The sequence below is a fragment of the Lentzea kristufekii genome, assembly GCF_033949925.1.
Lineage (GTDB): Bacteria > Actinomycetota > Actinomycetes > Mycobacteriales > Pseudonocardiaceae > Lentzea > Lentzea kristufekii.
The window spans coordinates 82,625-105,062 of record NZ_JAXAVV010000004.1 but is presented as its reverse complement, the minus strand read 5'-3'; the positions used below and the strand labels follow the sequence as shown (position 1 = coordinate 105,062).

Here is a 22,438-nt window from a genome sequence, read left to right as displayed (position 1 = left end):
AGGAGGCCGCGATGAAGGTCGGCGTCGACCCTTTGCTGTGCGAGGCGCACGGGGAGTGCATGTCCATCCTACCCGAGGTGTTTGACCTTGACGATGACGAGGTTCTGCAGATCCGGGGCGGTGAGCTGGCTCCGGCCGAAGAGGCTCTGGCGGAACGCGCCGTCGCGTCGTGCCCCATGGGCGCGCTGCGCCTCTCACGCTGATGGACCTTGCCACGAACAGGAACAGATTCTAGTGTGCGACGGGTACGTGGTGCCGCGACCGGCAACCTTCGCCGCGTCTTCCGGCGCTCAGCAGGGCGCCTCGCGGCACCAGACCGTGTGAGCTCAGCGAGGAGTGATACCGGTGAAGGCTGCCGTGCTCAACCAGGTAGGCGACGACAAGCTCGAGCTCCGCGACGACGTGACCACGGCCCCGGTGGGACCGCAGGAGATCCGCATCAGGATCAAGGCGTGCGGGGTGTGCCACAGTGATCTGTCCGCAATGGACGGAACACTTCCGGCCCTGACGCCCGGCGTGGTCGGTCACGAGGGCGCCGGTGAGATCGTCGAGATCGGGAGCGCCGTGACGTCGCTCGCGGTCGGCGACCACGTGGCGATCACCTTCGTGCCACCGTGCGGGAAGTGCGCCCAATGCGTGACAGGCCAATCACATCTGTGCCTCGTGCACACCATCTCGGCGTTCACGTCACCGAGGTTCGTCGTCGGCGGCAACCCGGCCTTCGGGTACGCGGGGCTCGGCGCGTTCGCCGAGGAGATGGTCGTGCCCGCCGATGCCGCGGTGAAGGTCGACGACGACGTGCCGTGGGAGATCGCCGCGCTGCTGTCGTGCGGCATCCTGACCGGTGTCGGCGCCGTGCTCAACACCGCGAAGGTCGAACCGGGCTCCAGCGTCGCCGTGATCGGCTGCGGTGGTGTCGGTGTCGCGGTGATCCAGGGTGCCCGGCTCGCTGCCGCCGCGCGGATCGTCGCGGTCGACCCGGTGCTCGAGAAGCACGAGGTGGCGCAGAAGTTCGGCGCGACGCACGCGACGACGCCCGACGGTGTCGCGGACCTGAACAACCAGCTGAACTTCGGCATGGGCTTCGACTACGTGTTCGACGTGGTCGGCCTGCCCGCGACGATCCGCCAGGCGTGGGACCTGACCCGGCGCGGTGGCCACACGGTCGTCGTCGGCGCGGGCCGGGCCGACGCGATGGTGTCGTTCAGCGCCCAGGAACTGTTCCTGCACGACAAGACGCTGCACGGCTCGTTCTACGGGACCGCGAACTTCCGCCGGGACATCCCGCGCATGATCGCGCTGTGGCGGCAGGGCCGGCTGGACCTCGAAGGCATGATCAGCAAGCGGATCAGGCTCGAGGACGTGAACGAGGGTCTGCAGGCCCTGCGTGGCGGTGGATCGCTGATCCGCCAGGTCATCCTCTTCGACTGACACATCTTCTGGCACATCTCTTCTGGGAGTCTCTTGTGGACCTTGCGGGGAAGGTCGCCGTGGTCACCGGCGCGGGTGCCGGGCTCGGCCGTGCGGAGGCGCTGGAACTCGCCAGAGCCGGTGCGTCGATCGTGCTCAACGACCTGCCGGGATCGGCCGAGGCCGCTTCGGCCGAGATCGAGGAACTGGGCGCGAAGTGCTTCGTGGTCGAGGGTGACGTGGGCGAGCGGAGCACCGCGGACGCCCTCGTCACCGCCGCGATGGAGCAGTTCGGCGGGCTGCACGTCGTCGTGAACAACGCGGGCGTGCTGCGCGACCGGATGCTGTTCAACATGACCGACGAGGAGTGGGACCTGGTCGTGCGGGTGCACCTGCGCGGCCACTTCCTGTTGTCGCGCAACGCCGTCGCGCTGTGGAAGCAGCAGTCGAAGGCGGCGGGCGAACCGGTCTGCGCGCGGATCGTGAACACCTCGTCGGAGGCGTTCCTGCTCGGCTCGGAGGGGCAGGCCAACTACGCGGCGGCCAAGGCGGGGATCGCCGCGCTGACCGTGGCGACCGCCCGGGGCACGAGCCGCTACGGCGTGCGCGCCAACGCGATCTGCCCACGTGCCCGCACCCAGATGACCGCGCACGTGTTCGGCGACGCACCAGAAGGCGACGACTCGCTGGCACCCGAGCACGTCGCGAAGTTCGTGGCGCACCTGGCGGGACCGTCCGGCGAGAAGATCAACGGACAGGTCTTCGTCGTGCACGGCGGCATGGTCGCGCTGATGGCACCACCGACCGTCGAGCAGAAGTTCGGCGCGTTCACCGATCTCGACGGCTACTTCGCCGACCGGGATCCACAAAGGACTTTCGCCTGCACGGACACGATGTCGCTCTAGGAGGAGCCGTGACGCTCACCGTCCAACCGCACCGCGATTCGCTGGGCCTCAAGGACGGCCGGCTCCTCATCGGAGGCGAGTTCCGCGAGGCGGACGAGACCTGGACCCACCACCACCCCGCCACCGGCGAGAAGATCGGCAGCTTCGCCGTCGCGTCGGCCCAGGACGTGGACGCGGCCGTGCGCGCGGCCCGCAAGGCGTTCGACGAGGGACCCTGGCCGCGCAGTCGCGCCGGCGAGCGCATCAAGGTCCTGCGCAAGTACAGCGACCTGTTGCGCGAGAACGCGGACGAGCTGCGCGGCCTGCAGGCGCTGGACAACGGCGTGCCGCTGTCGTTCGGCCAGATCTACGCCACCTCGGTCGGCATCGCGGCGGACATCTTCGACCACCACGCGGGCTGGATCGACAAGGTCGGCGGCCAGACCCTGCCGCCGTACCAGGGCGGCGACCACCTCGCGATGACGTTCCGCGAACCGGTCGGCGTCGTCGCGGCGATCCTGCCGTGGAACGCGCCGTTCGTGCTCTTCGCGCAGAAGCTCGCGCCCGCGCTGGCCGCCGGCTGCACGGTCGTGGTGAAGCCGTCGGAGTACGCGTCGTTCTGCGTGATCCGCCTGGTCGAGCTGCTGATCGAGGCAGGTCTCCCGGAAGGCGTGATCAACCTCGTCACCGGTCCCGGCGACCCGACCGGCGAGGCACTGATCACCCACCCCGGAATCGACAAGATCAGCTTCACCGGCAGCCGCACCGTCGGCCGCCGGATCGTCGAGGCCTCGGCCGGCACGATGAAGCGCGTCTCCCTGGAACTGGGCGGGAAGTCGCCCGCGATCGTGTTCGCGGACGCCCCGAACGTCGGCCTCGCCGCGATGACCTGCATGGGCATGGTCACGATGGGCCTGTCCGGCCAGGCGTGCGTGGCGCACACGCGGGCGTTGGTGCAGCGGGACGCCCAGGAAGAGTTCATCTCGATGGCGCAGATGCTCGCGACCGCGGTGACGTTCGGAGACCCGTTCGACCCCGCCGTGCTGGCCAGCCCGCTGATCAACGGCAAACAGCTCGAACGCGTGCTCGGCTACATCGAGCGCGGCCAGGAGGAGGGCGCCCGCCTGGTCACCGGCGGCACCCGGCTCGACGGCGACTACGCGTCCGGCAACTTCGTCGCGCCCACGATCTTCGCCGACGCCAACAACGACATGGCCATCGCCCGCGACGAGATCTTCGGCCCGGTGCTGACCGTCGTGCCGTTCGACGACGAGGAAGAAGCCGTCCGCATCGCGAACGACACCGAGTACGGCCTGGGCGCCGGCGTCTACACCAACGACGTCCGCCGCGCGTTCCGCGTCTCGAAGGCCCTGCGGGTCGGCATGGTCGGCATCAACGGCTTCCAGCTCGAACCGCACATCCCGTTCGGCGGCTACAAGCAGTCGGGCCTCGGCCGCGAGGGCGGGCAGAGCGCCTACGAGGCCTACACCGAGCTCAAGACCGTGATGATGCCGCTGACCGACGAGATGATGTAGATGCGGCTCGACGGGAAGATCGCCCTGATCACCGGCGCCGCCCGGGGTCAGGGCGCGGCCGCGGCACGCCGGTTCGCCGCCGAGGGTGCTCGGGTGATGATCACCGACGTCCTCGACGACCAGGGCAAGGAACTCGCGGCCGAACTCGGTGCCGAGTACTGCCACCTGGACGTGTCCTCGGAGGAGGAGTGGGCGGAGGCCGTTGCGTTCACCGTCTCGGCGTTCGGCGACATCACGGTTCTCGTGAACAACGCCGGCATCCTGCACTTCTCCGCCCTGGCCGACACGACACTCGCCGACTACCAGCGGGTGATCGGCATCAACCAGGTCGGCACGTTCCTCGGCATGCGCTCGGTCGTGGCGTCGATGAAGCAGGCGGGCGGCGGGTCGATCGTGAACGTCTCGTCGGTCGAGGGCCTGGGCGGGATGCCGTACCTGGTGGCGTACACGGCGTCGAAGTTCGCGATCCGAGGCATGACCAAGGTCGCCGCGATGGAACTGGGACAGCACGGGATCCGCGTCAACTCCGTGCATCCCGGCGCCATCGACACCCCGATGGTCAGCGAGGCCCTGGGCCGCCCCATCGACGTCTCGCCGATGGGCAAGAAGCTGGCGCTGCGCCGGATCGGGCAGCCGGAGGACGTCGCGAACGTCGTGCTGTTCCTCGCCAGCGACGACAGCGCCTACTGCACGGGCGGGGAGTTCGTGGTCGACGGAGGGGCGACGGCGACGCACGCGCTGAACGGTTGACGATTCCCAGCACGCAACCCGGTTGATCTCCACGGCGTCTTCCTGGTCGAGAGGTCAGAACTGGGGAGCCCTGTTTGAAATCACTGTTGTTGACGGCCGCGCTGCTCATCGGACTGGCGCCGGCCGCGGTGGCGACCGAACAGGCGCCGGTGCTCTCCTGGCAGGACTGCCAGGACGGGTTCCAGTGCTCGACGGCGAAGGTACCGCTGGACTACGACCGGCCGTCCGGCGCGAAGATCGATCTCGCGCTGATCAGGCTGCCCGCGACCGACCCGGCGAAGCGGATCGGCTCGCTGTTCGTGAACTTCGGCGGGCCCGGAGCGTCCGGTGTGGACAGACTGCGGGCCCGCGGCAAGTGGGAGTGGCTGTTCTCGTCCGAACTGCGGTCGCGGTTCGACGTGGTGTCGTGGGATCCGCGCGGCATCGGCCGTTCGGCGACTGTGCGCTGCTTCGACAGCGTCGAGGAACAGCAGCAGTTCCTCAACTCCATCCCGGTGTACCCGGACACCACGGCGGAGGAGCCCGCGTTCTACGACGGCTACCGCGAGTTCGCCCGGCGGTGTGAGGAGAAGTCCGGCGACCTGCTGGACCACGTCTCGTCCGCGAACTCCGCTCGTGATCTCGACCTGCTGCGCAAGGCAGTGGGCGACAAGAAGCTGACGTACCACGGCATCTCGTACGGCACGCACCTCGGCGCGATCTACGCGAACATGTTCCCGGACAAGGTCCGCGCGCTCGCGTTCGACGGCGCGCTCGACTTCATCGGCAACGCCACCGGGCACGGTGACCAGGGCACGACCGTGCCGCTGGACACCCGCCAGGACGTGCCGCGCGGTGTCGCCGAGACGTTCGACCAGTTCCTGAAGCTGTGTGCGGCGCCTGGTGCGCAGTGCGCGTTCGCGGGCGGCGACCTGAAGCAGAAGTGGGCTGATCTGGTCGCTCGCGTGACCGCGTCCCCGGTCACCACGCCGGACGGCCGGTTCGACCGCGTCTCGCTGATCAGCCTCGTCTGGGACGCGCTGGCGCAGCCGGACACCTGGCAGGACACGGCTCGGGTGCTGCAGGGCGTCTGGGAGGCACCGGCCTCGCTGACCGCGTCGGCCGACTACGTCACGAACCGGTTCGAGGGCTTCAACGCCGTGCAGTGCTCGGACAGCGACTTCCCGCGCGACCCGGCCGTCTACTCGAAGCACGGCAGGAGCGAGGACCAGCGCGTGCCGTACTGGGGACGTCCCGTGGTGTTCGACATGATGGCCTGCGCGTTCTGGCAGGGCCGTGACGACGACCGCTACACCGGGCCGTGGAACCGCTGGACGTCGGCGCCGATCCTGTTCATCAACAGCAGGTTCGACCCGTCGACGCCGTTGCACGGTGCGCGCGACGGTGCCGCGGAGATGGCCCGCACGGGGTTCCTGACCGTCGAGGGTTACGGGCACACCTCCATGTACGTGCGCAGCGCGTGCGCGGAGAAGGTGAAGCGGGAGTACCTCTTCACCGGTGTGCTGCCTGCTCAGAAGACGTGCGGCATCGACAGGTCGCCGTTCGCCTGAGTTCGCTTTCAGGAGGGCCTCGCCGGCGGGGCCCTTCCTGAAACGGATCACCGCACGACGTGACGGCTCATCCTGGGTGACCTACGTTGGGGTTCATGCTGAATCCGCTGACCCAGGTGCCGCTGGAACGGTTGCGCCGGCGCACGAGTGTGAAGTGGCGGCAGTTCCCGGACGACGTGCTGCCGTTGTGGGTGGCCGAGATGGACGTCGACCTGGCCGAGCCCGTCAAACAGGCGCTCATCGACGCACTGGACCTCGGCGACACCGGCTACCCTGCCGGTACCGGCTACCAGGAGGCGCTCGCGGCGTTCGCGGAACAGCGCTGGGGCTGGAGCCTCCCGGTGGACCGCACGGCGCTCGTGTCCGACGTGATGCTCGGCATCGTCGAGCTGATCAAGCTGGTGTCCGGGCCGGGCGACCCCGTGATCGTCAGCCCGCCGGTGTACCCGCCGTTCTACCTGTTCGTCCGGAGCATGGGCCGCGCGGTCGTCGAGGCACCGCTGCGGCTCGGCCGCCTCGACCTGAACGTGCTGGAGTGGACGTTCCAGCACGTCAAGACCGACCGTCCGGTGTACCTGCTGTGCAACCCGCAGAACCCGACGGGCACCGTCCACACCGTCGAAGAGCTGACGGCCCTCGCGCGGCTGGCCGAGACGTACGGCGTCCGCGTGATCGCCGACGAGATCCACGCGCCGCTCGTCTCCAGGAGCACCGCGTTCGTGCCGTACCTGAGCGTCGACGAGAACGGGATGTCGCTCATGTCCGCGTCGAAGGGCTGGAACCTGGCCGCCATGCGGGCGGCGGTCGCGATCTCCGGCACCGACGACCTCGCGAGGTTGCCCGAGGAGGTCAGCCACGGGCCGAGCCACTTCGGCACTATCGCGCACGCGGCCGCGCTGCGCGAGGGCGGCGAGTGGCTCGACGCCCTGCTGGCCGGTCTCGACGACAACCGCAAGCTGCTCAAGAACCTGCTCACCGAGCACCTGCCCGAGATCGGCTACGAACCCTCCGAGGCGACGTTCCTGGCCTGGCTCGACTGCCGTGCCATCAGCGACGACCCGGCCGCGTTCTTCGTCGAGCGGGGCAAGGTCGCCCTGATGTCGGGCGCCGAGTTCGGCAGCGGGGGAGCGGGCCACGTCAGGTTCAACATCGGCACCTCTCCCGAGATCATCACCGAGGCCGTGCGCAGGATGGTTGCCAGCCGCTGACAGCGCGCTGTGCGCGATCTGCCAGCGGGGCGGCGCACAGTTCCTCCTGAACACGAGGGAGGAACGATGGCACTCGCGATCAGGGCTGAAGGCCTGGTCAAGCACTACGGGGAGACCAAGGCGCTGGACGGCGTCGACCTCGAGGTGCCGGAGGGGAAGGTCGTGGGGGTGCTCGGGCCGAACGGCGCGGGCAAGACCACGGCGGTGCGGGTGCTGGCCACGTTGCTGCGCCCGGACGCGGGGCACGCCACGGTCCACGGCCACGACGTGCTGAAGGACCCGAGGGCGGTCCGGTCGCTGATCGGGCTGACCGGCCAGTACGCGTCGGTGGACGAGGACCTCTCCGGGACGGAGAACCTCGTCCTGCTGGCCCGCCTGCTGGACTTCTCCCGTGCGGGGGCGCGGGCGAGGGCGGCCGAGCTGCTGGAGCAGTTCGAGCTCACCGACGCCGCGGGGCGGGCCGCCAAGACGTACTCGGGAGGTATGCGCCGGCGGCTCGACCTCGCGGCCAGCCTGGTCGGCAACCCGTCCGTGCTGTACCTGGACGAGCCGACCACCGGGCTGGACCCGCACGCCCGCAACGAGGTGTGGGCGGTGGTGCGCAAGCTCGTCGCGAACGGCGTGACGGTCCTGCTCACCACGCAGTACCTGGAGGAGGCCGACCAGCTCGCGGACTCGATCACGGTGTTCGACCATGGCCGCGTCGTGGCCGAGGGCAGGCCCGACGAGCTGAAACGGCGCGTGGGCGGGCAGACGCTGCAGGTGCGGCCGACGTCGTTGCGCGATCTCGACGCGGTGTACCGGATTCTCGGTGACCTGACCGGTGTCCGGCCGACTCGCGACGACGACACGGGACTGCTGACGGCGCCGGTGAACGACCCGGTGCTGCTGTCCACCCTGGTCCGCAAGCTCGACGATGCCGGCATCACCGCGGACGAACTGGCGCTGCGGCTGCCCTCGCTCGACGAGGTCTTCCTCTCGCTCACCGGAAAGCGGAACGAAGGGAGCCTGGTATGAGCACGATCGCGTTGGACAGGGGAGTGCGCCACGGCTTCGCGCTGGCCTGGCGGGGAATCCTCAAGATCCGCAAGAATCCGGAGCAGCTGGCGGACGTGACGATCGCGCCCATCATCCTGCTCGTGATGTTCACCTACCTCTTCGGTGGCGCTCTCGCCGGGAACACCGACGCCTACCTGCAGATGCTGGTGCCGGGCATCCTGGTGATGAACATCCTGCAGGCCAGCATGACCGCCGGTGTCCAGCTGAACACCGACGTCTCCAAGGGCGTCTTCGACAGGTTCCGCGCGATGCCGATCGCGAGGTCGGCGCCGCTGGTGGGCGCGGTGCTGGCGGACGTCGTGCGGTACGTGGTGTGCGTCGTGGTGCTGCTGATCATCGCCACGGTCATGGGCTACCGGATCCAGACGGGTCCGGTGGAACTGCTGATCGCGGCGGGGCTCGCGATCGCGTTCGGGCTGTGCTTCTGCTGGGCGTCGGTGTTCGTGGGCATGCTGCTCAAGACCCCGCAGGCCGTGCAGGGCATCATGATCGTGCTGATCATGCCGTTGACGTTCGGCAGCAACGTGTTCGTCGGCACCTCGACGATGCCGGGCTGGCTCAAGGCGTGGGCGGACATCAGCCCCGTGAGCCTGCTGTCGGACGCGCTGCGCGGGCTGCTCAACGGCGGCGCTGTCGCCGGGCCGCTCGCCGGATCGCTGATCTGGATGGCCGGCGCGGTCGCGGTGTTCTTCCCGCTGGCGATGTGGGCCTACCGCAAGCGCGTGTGACCTCACCCGAACCAGAGGCGGGTCTCAGCCGGTGCTGAGGCCCGCCTCTTCGCGCACCCGTTGCAGCGCCTCGGCTTTGGTGATCGTCAGTGGTGCGGGCTCACCCAGTTCGGCGACGAGGTGCCGCACGTCCGGATCGCCCATGTCGAGCCGCCCGCGGATGAGCTGGGCGAGCTCCATCAACCGCCGCGCGGCGTCGTCGCGGCCCTGCCGGTGCCGCACCTGGGCCAGGAGTTCCGCCACCGTCGAGAGATCCGGCATGTCGCCGCGTTCGGACGTCGTCTGGACGGCCACCGCGGCGGACGCCTCGGCGTCGTCGAACCTGCCGTCGGCGATCGCGATGCGCGCGTCGAGCATCGCCACCCACTCCGTGACGAACGTCCCGAGCACGGACGACGCGATGGCGCTCTCTTTGAACTTGATGCTCAGCGCGCGTGCCTCCTCGGTCCAGCCCGCGCGCAGCGCGACCTCGGCCTTCGCGTAGTCGAGCATCGTGGACAGCTGGTCGTTGCCGACGTCCCTGACGAACTGCTCCGCCGCGACCACCTCGCGCGCGGCCGCGCCGTGATCACCCATGCGCGCGTACTCGACCGCGAGCCGCCACCGCTGCTGTATGGCGTCGTCCTGCGACCGCAGTTCCGTCGCCACCTCCAGACCGCGCTGGTAGAGGTCGATCGCCGCCTGGTTGTCACCTGTGTGCGAGACGAACGCGGCCTTCATGCCGAGCGTCATCGCCGAACCCCACCGGTCGCCGATGGCCGTGAACTGGTCGTACGCGCGGTCGCGGGCCTGTTCCGCGCCTTCCAGGTCACCGTCGTCGACCAGCATGAAGCTGTGTGCCCACTCCGCGCCCGCCCTGGCCCACGGATCCTCACTCGCCGCCGCCCGCTTCACCTCGCGCCGCGCCAGTTCGGTGTTCTGGCTGAGGAACGCGAGCATGGGCAGCGCGATCGCGAGTGACGGGTACTTCTGGACGGCGCCGGAGCTCACGCAGCTCTCGATGACCGCTGCCGCCTCCTCCGCGTCCGTCACCCCGGGCACGGCGGCCATGATGAGCTGCATGGCCCGGAACGTGGCGAAGCGGTCGGCCGGCAGCAGGTCGCCGAGCGCGAGCACGTCGCGCACCGACATCTCCGCGCGCTCGTTGTCGCCCTTGACCAGCCAGTACCAGAACGTGCCACCGAGCAGGTCCGCCGCCAGCTCGACCTCGCGGTCGTCGATCGCCCCGCGCAACGCCGCCACGACGTTGTCCTGCTCCGCCTCGTAGACGTCGATCGCCTCGAGCTGCCGCGCGGTACGGGTGAGCGGCTCCCAGCGCGCGGTCAGTTCGCGGTAGTAGTGCCGGAACCGTCCGACGACCTCCCGCTTCTCGCCGGACGCCTCGAGCTGTTCGTCGGCGTAGACCCTGATCGTCTCCAGCATCCGGTACCGCGGCTCGCCCTCGATCTCGATGACGTCCACGATGGACTTCTCGACCAGTGACGTGAGCACGTAGAACGGGTCCGGCAGGCAGACGGCCTCGATCGCGGCGAGGTCGGCGCCGGCGGGGAACACCGCGAACCGCCGGGCCAGCAGCAGCTCCTCCTCGGTCAGCAGGTCCCAGCTCCACTCGACGACCGCGCGCAACGTGCGCTGGCGCGGCAGCGCGGTGCGGCTGCCCGAGGTGAGCAGCCGGAACCGGTCGTCCAGGCGCTGGGTGATCTGCCGGACCGTCATCGACCGCAGCCGCGCCGCCGCCAGCTCCAGCGCGAGCGGCATGCCGTCGAGCCTGCGGCAGATCAGCTTCACGTCGTCCACAGTGGACCCGTCGAGCCGGAACGCCGGCTTCACCGCGCTCGCCCTGTCGAGGAACAACCGCACCGCGCCGAACGCGGACACGTCTGCCTGACCGTTGGGCACCGCGAGCGGGCCGATCGGGCACAGCGACTCGCCGTCGATCGCGAGCGGTTCCCTGCTGGTCGCGAGCACGCGGAGGTTCGGCACCCGGCGCAGCAGCTCGGTGGTGAACTCGGCCGCCGCCCCGATCAGGTGTTCGCAGTTGTCCAGCACCAGCAACGACTCCCCGGCGCCGAGCACCTCGGCGATCCGGTTCATGCCCTCGCTGGCCCGCCGCCGCGGATCCCCGGCGAACGTCACCTCGAACGCGCTGAGCACCGCACCGGCGAGGTCCTCCGCCGCCCGGACACCGGCCAGCGCCGCGAACCACACGCGGCCCTTGCCGTGCAACGGATGCCGCGCCGCCACCTCGGTGGCGAGCCGCGTCTTGCCCGCGCCGCCCGGCCCGACCAGCGTCACCAGCCGGGCCCCGGCGAGCAGCCCGGCGATCTCCGCGAGCTCGTCGTCGCGCCCGACGAAACTGGTGAGCCGCACCGGCAACCGGTCGACCACCGCCCGCGGCCCCAGTTCTCCGCGCACCGCCGCGAGATGGACGTCCTGCAGCTCTTGCGAGGGATCGACCCCCAGCTCGTCGGCGAGCCTGCCGCGGACCTCGGCGTAGACGTGCAGCGCGTCGGACTGCCTGCCCTGCGCGCACAACGCCCGCATCAGCAGCCCGGCCAGGCGTTCCCGCAACGGGTGCTTCTCGTACATCGCGGTCAGCGCGGCGACGTCGAGCTCACCGCGGTCCTCCTGCGCGGACAGGCGTGCTTCCTCGAGCCGCGCGGCCGTCGGCGCGGCGAACGGCGCCTCCCGCACGTCGGCCAGCGCGTCACCACGCCACAGCGCGAGCGCCTCGTCCAGCCGCCCGGCGCCGCGCAGCCGTTCGAACCGGAAGACGTCGACGTCCTCCGTCGCCACACCCAGCCGGTAGCCGCCCGGCTCCAGCGCGACCGGGCAGACCTTGCGCAGCCTCGACACGAGCGACTGCAGCGCGTTCACGGCGTCGGCCGGCGGCTGCTCGCCCCAGAGGTCGTCGATCAGCGTCGTCGTCGGCACCGGGCGGCCCGGGTCGAGCGCGAGGCGTGCGACGAGCATGCGGACGCGGGCACCACCGATGTCGACCGGTGTGCCGTCCTCGGTCTCGACGGTCGTCGGGCCCAGCAATGCCACGCGCACACCACCAGCTTTCCAGACGTGCTCGCGGCGGTGTGCCGAACCGGCCGCCCGGCGATGCCAGCTGATCAAGGAATTCGATTCGCTTTTCCTATTGGCGCGAGGACAGGAGGGTCTGAACGGGTGACGGAGCGAATTCGTCGTAGTCCGGAGTAACGCTCGGCGACGGCGGCTCGATCACATTGGCGCCTGGACGTCATGAAACACGAGCGAGCGCTGCCGGGGCGGTCGTGCGTTGTCTTCGAAAATGGTCGACGGAATGTGCAATGCAGGCCGTTGGATCGAACTGACCTGGTGTTATCTGCGGAAGTGGGCATCTCGCAGCGAATTTCTGGACAGAAAAGGGACGAAGTCCTTGTTGCTGTCGACCATCGTGTCGCTGTGCTGAGCGGAGAGGACGAACCGTGCCCGGAGAAAGCCTGAACGTTCTGACTGGACCCGCTGTCTCCGGGCAGCGGAGCACTTCTTGCCGCGGCTGCTCGGCGCCGGGAGAAATCGGAGACAGGTTCTGCGGGAACTGCGGTCTCCCGGCTGACGCGGTCGTGGTGGCGAGCGCTCCGGCGCCCTCTGGCCCGACGCCGGCACCGGTGCCCCGGCCCGGACGACGGCAGGGGCCTGACCTCGGCGAGGTGACCCGGCTGACCGGCATGGCCGGGCAGACGCACCTCGCGGCGTTGCTGTCCACTCCGGCACGCATGTGCGTGGCGTGCGGTGTGGACATGAGCGCGGACGGGCCGTGCTCGCAGTGCGGAAGCCCGATCGACTTTCTCGCGGCGCCACCGCACGACGTCCTCGGCGACGTGTTCGAGTACCGGAAGATGCTGCGAAAGCGCCATGCCATGCGCATCGGCACGAGCGCGGACGGCCCGCTCTTCCTCCTGCACGACGGCAAGGTCGAGCACCGTGATGTGAGCACGCTGAAGCCCGCGCCGCTTTCGTTGCCCGAGAACGGGAACAACTGGCTGAGCCCGGCCGCAGCCGTGCTGCGGGCCGCGCTCGCCCTGGAGTCGTCGCAGCTCAGTCTGCCGTGGTCGTCCTCGGTCCTGTTCGACCGCGCCTTCGCGCACGCCCGGTCACACCCCGGCTTCGGTCGCCGCCTCGCGCTGGACCTGATGACCCTCGGGCACGCCGAGCTGACCGGTCACTGCGGACTCGGTGAGTCTGAACAGGCCTGGCTGCGGCTCGTCTCCGCCGCCCGGCGCGACGACGTCGCGGACGTGGTCGACGCGGCAGCGGTGCTGCCCGCGGACAGGTACCGGCACAAGATCGCGGTGCTCGCGGTGTTCGCGGCCGGACTGCACCGGGTTCGTGACGCGGCCCAGCGACTTGCACCGTCGCTGGCGGCCTTTGCGGACACCGAGCCGCTCGCCGGTGTCGTCCAGCGCGTTCTGCGCATCACCCCGTGCACACCGGGCCGCCGCCGCGAGGACGTCGCGATGCTGGCCGGGCTGGTCAACGCGCCCGCTCCCGTCCTCGCGCTCGCCACCGCCCCGTTGCCGGAGATCAGACCGGAGCACGCCCGGCTGCTCGGAGCCCGCGGCCGGGTCGCGGCCGTGCACAGCTCGCCCCGGGCCAATTCCGCCCTCATCGCCGGGAGCGACCTCGACGCCGCCCCGCTCGCGGTCGTGGACGGTCTGATCGACGCGGGAGTCCTGACCGCCCACCAGGTCCACGGCCTGAACCGGAACCCGGACGACGCTGCCTACCTGCTGGCCAGGACAACCCCGCAGGACCTCACGGACGAGCAGGTCACCCAGGTCGGCCACGTGGACGAGAGCGTCCGTCGCGCTCACGAACGCGGCGTGGCGGACGCGGGGGAGCGAGCGCCCGACAGCGCGATGGGCAGGCACCTGCGCGCCCTGGACGCCCTGACGCACAACAGGTTCGACGACGTGCGGATCGACGAGACGCTGCCGGAGCACGCCGATGTCGTCGGCAGGCTGGCCACCGGGCTGCGGCGGGCGGCGGAGTCCGGGGAGGCGGCCGCCGCGCTGGACGAGGTGGTGCTGGCCGACCGCACGACGTGGCAGCCGCTCGCGACCGTGCTCAACGCAGGCGCGTTGCTGCGCGGTGAGTCCGTGCGGCAGCGGTTCCCGGCTTTCGCCGACTGGCTTTCCCTGGTGGCGACGCGGGAACGGCTGTTCCTCGCCGACTGGGCAGGTGCCGCGCGGGAGGCACGCGGTTGTCTTTCGCACGCGACGGACGAGGCGATTCGGGACGAGGCGCACAACCTGCTGGCGTGCGCCCTGCACCACCTCGGTGAACATGGAACGGCGCTGAACGAGCTCGAAGTCGCGATCGAGGGCGAGTACTCGGTGGCGTTGCTGGCCAACATCGCCGTCGTCGCGACGCACCTCGACCGTGAGCTGGCCGCCCGGCACCTGACCAGGGTCGTGCGCGAAGCACCGTCCCAGGCAATGCGGGCCAACGCGGCGATGCGCGCACTGCGCATGTGGCAGAGCGACGGCTCGAAGATCTGGGACGGCGAGGACGTCGAGGCGAACAAACTGCCCGCGATGCTGCGCGAACCGTTGCGCACCATCATCACGCAGCCGATCAGCCTGGAGGAGTTCCGCGAGGTCGCCCGCGTCCTCTCCCGCTTCGACGCGGAGTGGCTGCGCGCACCGCGAAGCCTCGCCGCCTCGCCGCACACCGGTTCGCTCGAGGCGGTGTTCTTCCGGGCCAAGGCGAGCGAGGACGCGTACACGGCGATCGTGAACGTGCTCGCCACGATCACCGACTGGGACTCCGCCCCGGACTGGATCCGTCAGGAACGCGACGACCTGGTGGAACAGACGAAGGAGTTCCTGATCGAGCACATCGACGACCCGGACAACGTCGCCGGCGTCGTCGCCCTCGCGCTCGCCCGGCAGGTGACCGGTCTGAGCCGGTTCGACCAGACCTGCCTGCTGCTGCTGGGCGTGGGGACCCTGACCTACCACCTGTCGTTCCGCGACGAGGAGATCGCGGGCTCGCTCGTCGACTCCTACACGGCTGCCCGCCAAGCCGCTGCCGCGCTGCCGGAGGACGAGCGCGCGAAGGTGGGCTCCCTGCTGGACCTCGCCCAGCGCCGCATCGGGCTCAACCTCTACAAGGCGCGGGCGCGCGAGGTCGAGGCGCGGATCGACATCTACAACGCCGCGCTCGAGTTGCTCGACCAGGCCCAGACGGGCAGCAGCGCCTGGTTCGCCGGGCGGCACGAGGTCGCCGAGACCGTGGACATGTGCACACGGGTGCGCGAACAGCTGACGCCGTGGCTGCGCGGAGCGGACAGCGAGGACCTGCGGGCGTTGCTGATGGACCTGCTCGACCACGTCCGCGAGCTCGAGACCAAGGCCCGCCGCGTGCTGGGCAACTGACAGGAGGGCAGGCCATGGACAACCACAACCCGTACCTGTTGCTGGGCGTGGACTACGGCGCCGACGCCGCGGTCGCCCGCCGGTCGTTCGCCCGCGCCGCCAGGAGGATGCGGCGGGCGGGCGGTGAAGCGGCGGTCTCCATCGAGGACCTCAACCGGGCTCTGCACGAGATCCAGCAACGCGACCACGATCCGGCCGACGCCGTGGACCAGTTCCGCGTGCCGGCCAACCCCCAGGTCTTCCGGCCGGGCAGCACCGGTGCGTTCGCCCCGGCCCCGCGTCCGCTGGCTCGCGCGACCGAGGTCAGCGAGTCCGATGTGGACGTTCTCGAGGACTGGCTCGCGGACGACCTCTGGGAGCTGCTGGGGGCGATCACACCCCGGCTGACGCAGTTCGACGACGGATACACCCGGTAGGAGAGGACAGTCGATGACCCGCAGGACCAGGGAAGCTGCAGCACGGCTGGAGCGGCTCGAGCAGATGGTCGACGGCATCAGCCGGTCGATCGACAAGATCGAGGTCGCCACGATCGTGCGCGACCCGTCCTCCGGCTTGTCGGCCGAGGCGTACGACGGGCTGCGCAAGCAGGTGGTCGCCGCCGCGGGCAGCCGGATGCAGCACCTGCACCAGCTCGCCCGGTTCGCCGACGCGGTCGGATCCGGGCACGTGGAGGCGTTGCCGGACCTCGTGCGCGAGTGGATGGGCCAGTCGGGTCTGGTCATGGTCCACGACGCCACCGACGACCGGTACTACGACGTGCTCGGCGGTGAGGGCGACGAGCTGCGCGTGCTGCGGTTCGCCTACGTCGACGCGATCACCGGGCGGCCGATCGTGATGGGCCAGGCGGAACGAGTCAAGTCCACTGTGGATCTCGGTGCGCACCGGCGCGTGGACGCCGGCGACCAGGAAGAGGTGCGGTCGTGAACCCGTTCGGAATCGACTTCGGCACGACGAACTCCGTCCTGGCCCAGTGGAACGGCAGATCGGTGGACGTCCTGCCGATCGACGCGCCGCCGCAGGACTGGGCCGACATGGGCTTCGACAAGGTCATGCCTTCGGTGCTCGGGATCGAGCCCTCCGGTGAGACCAGGTTCGGGTGGCTCGGCAAGAAGATGGGCAGCGGCAAGCTCGAGGCCGTCAAACGCTTGTTCGCGACGGAGGAGTTCGTCGAGATCGGTGGCCACACCGCGTCCGTCGAGGAAGCCGCCGCGCTGCTGTTCGGGCACATCCGGGGCGCCTCGCCGGGCATCACCGTGGACCGCGCGGTCGTGACGATCCCGGCGAACAGCCGCGGGCTCGCGAGGTTCCGCACCAAGCTCTGCGCGGGCCTCGCCGGCATCGAGGTGCAGGCCCTGCTGAACGAGCCGACCGCCGCCGCCATGGCGTACTCGGTGGACGCGACCCGGGACCAGAACGTGCTGGTGTTCGACTGGGGCGGCGGCACGCTCGACGTGACGGTGCTCGAGACCATTGAAGGCGTCTTCATCGAGCGCGCGTCGAAGGGCATCCCGCGCAGCGGTGGCATCGACCTCGACGTGGCGTTCGGCCAGGCGGTGATGGACGCGCTGCCGGTGCGCCCGTCGTGGAGCCCGGTGCAGGAGGCGCAGTTCCGGCTGGAGGTGGAACGCGCCAAGATCCTGCTGTCCACGCAGGACGAGGTGAACATGAAACTGCCCGACGGCCGGTACCTCCCGGTCACGCGGGCGATGTTCGTCAAGGCGATCAGCACGCACCTCGACGAGGTTCGCCGCCCGATCGAGCAGTGCCTCGCCGACCTGTCGATCAGCCCCGCGTCGATCGACCAGCTGGTGATGGTCGGCGGCAGCAGCAAGATCCCCGCCGCCCGCACGATGGTGTCGGAGATGCTCGGCCGCGAACCCGCGGGCGGCTGCGACCCGATGACGGCCGTCGCGCAGGGCGCGGCCATCGCATCGGCGATCCTGATGGGACAGCTGGACAAGGACTTCTTCGTCGCGACCGAGCACGCGCTCGGGACCGTGGTGCACGACGACCACCAGCGCGCTCACTTCAGCGTGCTGATCCCGCGCAACCACCAGCTGCCCGCCAAGGCGACCGACACCTACCACCCGGCGGCCCAAGGGCAGAAGGAGGTGCGCATCCGGGTCATCGAGGGAGATCCCGAGAAGGGCGTCGACCACGACGACAACGTGATCCTGCGCGAGTGGGACATCTCGGTCGACCCGGACCGCGGCATCACCGAGAACGCCTTCACCATCACCTACGAGTACAACGTCGACGGCATCCTGCACATCGTCGTGACCGACATAAGGACCGGCACCGTGCTGCTGCGCGACGACGTCTCGTGGGGCGTCACCAAGGACAGGTCGAAGCTCGTCGAGCTCGCCAAGCGGGTCAGCGTCACGATCGACACCGGCGCGGTGAACGGCGCCACGCCCCGCCAGGTCGCCTCGCACGCCGCCGACCCGGAGGTCGCGGCGCTGACCACGAGGGCGAGGTCGAAGGTCATCCCGTTCGTGGACGACGACGAGGCGGCCCGCATCGAGGCGATCTGCGCGGACCTGGAGAGCGCCACGGGCGCGGGTGCCGACGAGTGCAAGGAGGCGCTCTCCAGTGCTCTGCGCCCGTACGCCTATCTCCTCGTCTGACCACGCCGAGTGCCGGATCGTGCCGATCTACCTGGTGTGCGACCTGTCCGCCTCGATGGCGGCCGGCGACCGCACCACGGCCCTGCGCGGGTCCGTCACCGCGTTGCGCGACGCGATCTGGGCGAACCCGGTCGTCAGCGACACCGCGCGGGTGGGCGTGCTTGGGTTCGCGACCTCGGCGTGGGTGGTGCTCCCGTTGTGCGACATCGCGACGATCGACGAGATCCCGCCGCTCGCGCCGGCGGGACTCACCAGCTACACCGCGGCGTTCCGGCTGCTCTCCTCGACGATCGAGGCGGACGTCGCCCAGCTCGCCGCCGACGAGTTCGGGGTGTGGCGGCCGATGGTGTTCTTCATCAGTGACGGTGAGCCGACCGACAGCCGCTCCGAGTGGCAGGCCGCGCACCGGCGGTTGCTCGACCCGGCCTCGCCGTGGCGGCCCGAGATCGTGTCGTTCGCCATCGGAGACGCCAACGCCGCGACGCTCGCCCGCGTGGCGACGACGAGGTGTTTCGCCGCCCGGTCCGGCGAGGTCGTGGAGAACGCCATCGCGGGGATCGCCGACATCGTGATCCGCAGCGTCGTCGCCTCGGGCACCGCGGGCGCCCCCGTGCTGCCCAAGGGCGTGCCCGCCGGGTTCGACGAGGTGGACGTGCTGTGAGTCGTGGAAACGTGGTGCGGGCGGCCGATGTCGCCGAGGGTGCGCTCCTCGGCGAAGGCGGGCAGGGCCGGGTCACCGAGGTGCTCGCGATCGGCGGGCTGCCCGTGCGGGACCTCGTGATCAAGCGCTACCACGACGGCATCGCGATCAACCCGGCCTCGCTCACCCGGCTCGTCGCCCTGCGCCGGTCGATGTCCTCTGTGGACGCGGCGGCGCTGGACGCCGTGGCGTGCTGGCCCCGGGCGGTGCTGGTCTCCGGCGATCGAGCCGTCGGCGCACTGCTGCCGCGGGTGCCGGCGGACTTCACGTTCGACCTGCGCATGCCCGGCGGCGGCAGCACGGCCACGTTGCGGGAACTGCAGTTCCTCATCGCGGACGCGGCGTTGTTGCGGCGCAGGGGGATCGAGGACCCCGACACCGTCACCCGGCTGCGGGTGCTGGCGCACTGCACCGAGGTCGCGGCGATGCTGCACCGGCACGGTGTCGTACTGGGCGATCTGTCGGTGAAGAACGTGCTGTGGCGGGCCGAGCCCGAGCCCGCCGTGTACCTGGTCGACTGCGACGGCGTCCGGCTGGGAGGCGCGGACCCCGTCTCACCACAGCCCAACTCCCCTGGCTGGGACGACCCGCTGTTCCCCGGCACGCAGAACCAGCAGTCCGACGTGTACAAGTCCGCCCTGGTCGTGCTGCGCGCCGTGGCGAGGAACTTCCACACCAGGGACCCGGAAGGCGCTGCGGAGGTGCTGGGCCGGGGGCTGATGCCGCTGCTGCGGGCGTCGCTGCGCGCCGAGCCGGGCAGCAGACCCCCGATCTCCGCCTGGCCGGAGCCGTTGCTCCGCCGGGCCGCCGAACTCCGCACACCCACCAGGCCGGAAGGCGTGACCACCCGATGAGTGAAGACAAAGCCAAACTCCTGCCGTTCTACGTCGTCATCGACGTCTCGTACTCGATGGACGGCGAGAACATCGTGGCGGCCAACGACATCATGCCCACACTGCTCGACGCGCTCGGGCAGAACCCGATCCTGAGCGACAAGGTCCGGTTCTGCCTCGTCGACTTCTCCGACGACGCGCAGGTCCTGCTGCCCCTGTGCGACATCCTCGAACCGTCGCTCACGGTGCCGGGACTCGCGGTGCGGGGCGGGACCTCGTACGCGGCCGCGTTCCGCATGCTGCGCAAGACGATCGAGGACGACGTCGCCCAGCTCAAGGGCGACCACTACAGCGTGCACCGGCCGGCCGTGTTCTTCCTGAGCGACGGTGCTCCGACCGACGAGGACCACGAGTGGCGCGACGCTTTCGCACAGCTGACGGAGTACGACCGGCAGAGCGGCACCGGGTTCCCGATGTACCCCAACTTCATCCCGTTCGGCGTGGCGCAGGCGGATCCGCGGGTGATGCAGCAGCTGATCCATCCGTCGACCGGCGGCAAGCAGATGCGCATGTTCATGATGGACAAGGGGAACACGCCCGCCGAGGCGATCAGGGCGATGGCCGAGATTCTCGTCTCCAGCGTGGTGAACTCGGGCAACGTGATGGCGGGAGGCTCGTCCGGCATCGTCCTGCCGACCACGGCCCAACTCCCCGCCGGGATCAACTCCTACGGCGCGGACGACGACGATTTCCTGTGAGCGGAGGACGAACGCGGCGCGACGAGGAGAACCTGATGTCCCCTGGCAGACACGCGGCAGGGCCCGAGGCGGCCACGGAGGAGGAACCGGTGGAGTGGGAAGAGGGCGCGCGACCGTGCGCGGTCGGTGATCCGGGCAGGGCGGCGAGCACGGTGGTGACCGAGTGGGACGCGAGGTTCCTGTTCCGCAACGACTTCCTGGTGGACGGCGTTCGTCTGCCCGCGGTGGAATCACCGGTGGCCGACCTGCGTGCCGCGTGCGTGCGGGGGCTGAAGAACCGCTACTACGGCAAGGTCTGCCAGGACGAGTACGGGTTCCTGGTGTCCCCGGACCGCCGGTGGCTCGTGATCGCCGTGGCCGACGGGGTCGCCCAGGGCACGCACTCGCACATCGCCGCCCAGATCGTCGTCAGGTCGGGTTGCCGGGCGTTGTCGGCCCTTCTGGGGCAGGACGACCCATCACGGATCGACTGGACCGCGTTGCTGCACCGGCTCGCTGACGAGGTCGTGCGTTACGCCCAGGCCGAGCTCGGCCTGGGGGACCGGGTCGACGTGGCCGGAACGCTCGCGACGACGGCGTTGTTCGCCGTGGTCGGGCTGACACCGGACGAGGACGGGTTCCTGCCGGCGTACGTGATGCCGTTCGGCGACTCGTCGGCGTGGGTGCTGCGTCCGGACGACGAACGGCCGTGGATCGCTCTGCAGCCGGTGAAGAACGAGGGGAGCGTGATCGCGTCGTCCGCCACGGACGCGATTCCCCTGGTGCCGCACGAGCTTCCCGCAGCCGTCAAGACCAGCATCGCGCCGGGTGAGGCGCTCGTGCTGATGACCGACGGCGTCGGTGACGCACTGGGCGCGGGTTCGGGGGAGGTCGGCCAGTTCCTCGCCGCGTCCTGGAGAGAACCACCGGAGGCGCTCACGTTCGCCTCACAGGCGAACTTCGCCCGGCGCACCTACGACGACGACCGCACTGTCGTGGCGGTGTGGCCGGTGCGCCGGTCATGAACGACGAGGTCGACCTGGCGGAGCTGGGGCAGCTGGGCGACCGGATCGGCAAGGGCGGGCAGGCGGTCGTGTACCTCGTGCCCGGCCTGACCCTGCCCGACGTCTCCGGCCCTCTGGCGTACAAGGCCTACCTGGGTCAGCAGTCGGCACCCCACGGCTTCCGGGCGATCGTGCGGGTGCGCAGCGCGATGGACGTCAGGGACCGGCAGCGGCTCGACACCATCGCGGCCTGGCCGGCGCGGGTGGTGCGCTCCCAGGGCCGGATCGTCGGAGTGTTGATGCCGTTGATCCCGGATTCCTTCTTCCAGCGGCGAACACTGCCCAGCGGCAGGCCGAGTCGCGACCCGCGGGAGGCGCAGAACCTCTTCGTGGCACCGGAACTCGCCGCTCGCCTCGGCATGCCGTCGTTGACGGGCGCCGACCGGTTCGCGGTGTGCCGCGACCTGGCCGGCGCGCTGTCGTTCCTGCACGCCAAGGGAATCGTCTTCGGTGACCTCAACGCGAAGAACGAGCTGTTCCGGCTCACCCCGGAACCGACGGTGATGCTGGTGGACTGCGACGCCGTCCGCATCCGGGGCAGTGCGGCGGTCGTCCGCCAGCTCAGCGCACCGGACTGGGACCCGCCGGAGGGCGTGGTGCTCACCCAGGCCACCGATGTGTACAAGCTGGCGCTGTTCGTGCTGCGGGTGCTGAGCCCAGGCCCGCAGGCGTCCACCGCCCGCGCCCCGGAGCGGGTGCGCCGGCTGTTCGACGCCGAGGGCTGGGAGCTGCTCGTCCGCTCGCTGTCCGCCCGTGCGAAGGACCGCCCCGCCGCGTCGGCCTGGTACAGCTACCTCGCCCTGCGCACACCGCGCCGCACGTCCACCGCGGTCGCTCCGATGCTCGCCGCGCGGCCATCGGAACCCCGGCCTCCGATGGTCACGAGCGGCTGGCGGCGGGACCCCGCCACCGGGCAGTGGGTGCCGGCCACGTGAACCGGGCT

At 70.2% G+C, this 22,438-nt stretch carries 19 protein-coding genes; 18 read left to right on the top strand and 1 reads right to left on the bottom strand.

What is annotated here, in order from left to right; genetic code table 11:
- Window positions 1–11: 11 nt before the first annotated feature.
- The 9 genes from SK571_RS09690 to SK571_RS09650 all read left to right on the top strand — a co-directional run bounded on the left by SK571_RS09690 (window position 12) and on the right by SK571_RS09650 (window position 9,124).
- Window positions 12–203, top strand: coding sequence for a ferredoxin (locus tag SK571_RS09690; protein ID WP_319983683.1), 192 nt, complete (start codon window positions 12–14; stop codon window positions 201–203).
- A 142-nt stretch (window positions 204–345) separates the two neighbouring features.
- Window positions 346–1,431: a Zn-dependent alcohol dehydrogenase gene (locus SK571_RS09685; RefSeq protein WP_319983682.1), complete on the top strand. Its 1,086-nt coding sequence runs from the start codon at window positions 346–348 to the stop codon at window positions 1,429–1,431.
- Between the two features lie 35 nt (window positions 1,432–1,466).
- A complete protein-coding gene (locus SK571_RS09680; RefSeq protein ID WP_319983681.1) occupies window positions 1,467–2,315 on the top strand; it encodes an SDR family NAD(P)-dependent oxidoreductase in 849 nt (282 codons plus the stop codon).
- 8 nt (window positions 2,316–2,323) lie between these two features.
- The gene (locus SK571_RS09675) at window positions 2,324–3,829 is read left to right on the top strand and encodes an aldehyde dehydrogenase family protein (protein ID WP_319983680.1); all 1,506 of its coding nucleotides are present in this window, start codon (window positions 2,324–2,326) and stop codon (window positions 3,827–3,829) included.
- The gene (locus tag SK571_RS09670) at window positions 3,830–4,579 is read left to right on the top strand and encodes a glucose 1-dehydrogenase (RefSeq protein ID WP_319983679.1); all 750 of its coding nucleotides are present in this window, start codon (window positions 3,830–3,832) and stop codon (window positions 4,577–4,579) included.
- A gap of 74 nt (window positions 4,580–4,653) precedes the next feature.
- Window positions 4,654–6,129: an alpha/beta hydrolase gene (locus tag SK571_RS09665; protein ID WP_319983678.1), complete on the top strand. Its 1,476-nt coding sequence runs from the start codon at window positions 4,654–4,656 to the stop codon at window positions 6,127–6,129.
- Window positions 6,130–6,224: 95 nt separating this feature from the next.
- Window positions 6,225–7,337 carry a MalY/PatB family protein gene (locus SK571_RS09660; protein WP_319983677.1) on the top strand — a complete coding sequence of 371 codons (1,113 nt, stop codon included), beginning with the start codon at window positions 6,225–6,227 and terminating at the stop codon, window positions 7,335–7,337.
- A gap of 66 nt (window positions 7,338–7,403) precedes the next feature.
- Complete coding sequence (locus SK571_RS09655) at window positions 7,404–8,354, top strand: ATP-binding cassette domain-containing protein (RefSeq protein WP_319983676.1); 951 nt, start codon at window positions 7,404–7,406, stop codon at window positions 8,352–8,354.
- Window positions 8,351–9,124 (top strand): ABC transporter permease, encoded by a 774-nt coding sequence (locus SK571_RS09650; protein WP_319983675.1) that lies wholly within the window; start codon window positions 8,351–8,353, stop codon window positions 9,122–9,124. Before SK571_RS09655 ends, SK571_RS09650 begins: the two co-directional genes overlap by 4 nt.
- A gap of 24 nt (window positions 9,125–9,148) precedes the next feature.
- Here SK571_RS09650 and SK571_RS09645 read toward each other — a convergent pair whose 3' ends face one another.
- A complete protein-coding gene (locus SK571_RS09645; protein WP_454780181.1) occupies window positions 9,149–12,178 on the bottom strand; it encodes a BTAD domain-containing putative transcriptional regulator in 3,030 nt (1,009 codons plus the stop codon).
- Between the two features lie 626 nt (window positions 12,179–12,804).
- On the opposite strand from SK571_RS09645, the gene SK571_RS09640 reads away from it, so the two are divergent.
- The 9 genes from SK571_RS09640 to SK571_RS09600 are packed head-to-tail and all read left to right on the top strand — an operon-like array spanning window position 12,805 to window position 22,430.
- Window positions 12,805–15,534, top strand: coding sequence for a hypothetical protein (locus SK571_RS09640; RefSeq protein WP_319983673.1), 2,730 nt, complete (start codon window positions 12,805–12,807; stop codon window positions 15,532–15,534).
- A 14-nt stretch (window positions 15,535–15,548) separates the two neighbouring features.
- Window positions 15,549–15,950: a hypothetical protein gene (locus SK571_RS09635; RefSeq protein ID WP_319983672.1), complete on the top strand. Its 402-nt coding sequence runs from the start codon at window positions 15,549–15,551 to the stop codon at window positions 15,948–15,950.
- Window positions 15,951–15,963: 13 nt separating this feature from the next.
- Entirely contained in the window at window positions 15,964–16,458 is a 495-nt protein-coding gene (locus SK571_RS09630; RefSeq protein ID WP_319983671.1) for a hypothetical protein, read from the top strand.
- Window positions 16,455–18,161 carry an Hsp70 family protein gene (locus SK571_RS09625; RefSeq protein ID WP_319983670.1) on the top strand — a complete coding sequence of 569 codons (1,707 nt, stop codon included), beginning with the start codon at window positions 16,455–16,457 and terminating at the stop codon, window positions 18,159–18,161. The genes SK571_RS09630 and SK571_RS09625 overlap by 4 nt, the downstream gene beginning before the upstream one ends.
- 19 nt (window positions 18,162–18,180) lie before the next feature.
- A complete protein-coding gene (locus SK571_RS09620) occupies window positions 18,181–18,822 on the top strand; it encodes a vWA domain-containing protein (RefSeq protein ID WP_319983669.1) in 642 nt (213 codons plus the stop codon).
- On the top strand, window positions 18,819–19,715 hold the full coding sequence (locus SK571_RS09615; RefSeq protein WP_319983668.1) for a phosphotransferase: 897 nt from the start codon (window positions 18,819–18,821) through the stop codon (window positions 19,713–19,715). Before SK571_RS09620 ends, SK571_RS09615 begins: the two co-directional genes overlap by 4 nt.
- Window positions 19,712–20,452, top strand: coding sequence for a vWA domain-containing protein (locus SK571_RS09610; RefSeq protein ID WP_319983667.1), 741 nt, complete (start codon window positions 19,712–19,714; stop codon window positions 20,450–20,452). The genes SK571_RS09615 and SK571_RS09610 overlap by 4 nt, the downstream gene beginning before the upstream one ends.
- 35 nt (window positions 20,453–20,487) lie before the next feature.
- Entirely contained in the window at window positions 20,488–21,456 is a 969-nt protein-coding gene (locus tag SK571_RS09605; protein ID WP_319983666.1) for a protein phosphatase 2C domain-containing protein, read from the top strand.
- Window positions 21,453–22,430, top strand: a complete 978-nt coding sequence (locus SK571_RS09600; protein WP_319983665.1) for a hypothetical protein — start codon at window positions 21,453–21,455, stop codon at window positions 22,428–22,430. Before SK571_RS09605 ends, SK571_RS09600 begins: the two co-directional genes overlap by 4 nt.
- Window positions 22,431–22,438: the final 8 nt, after the last annotated feature.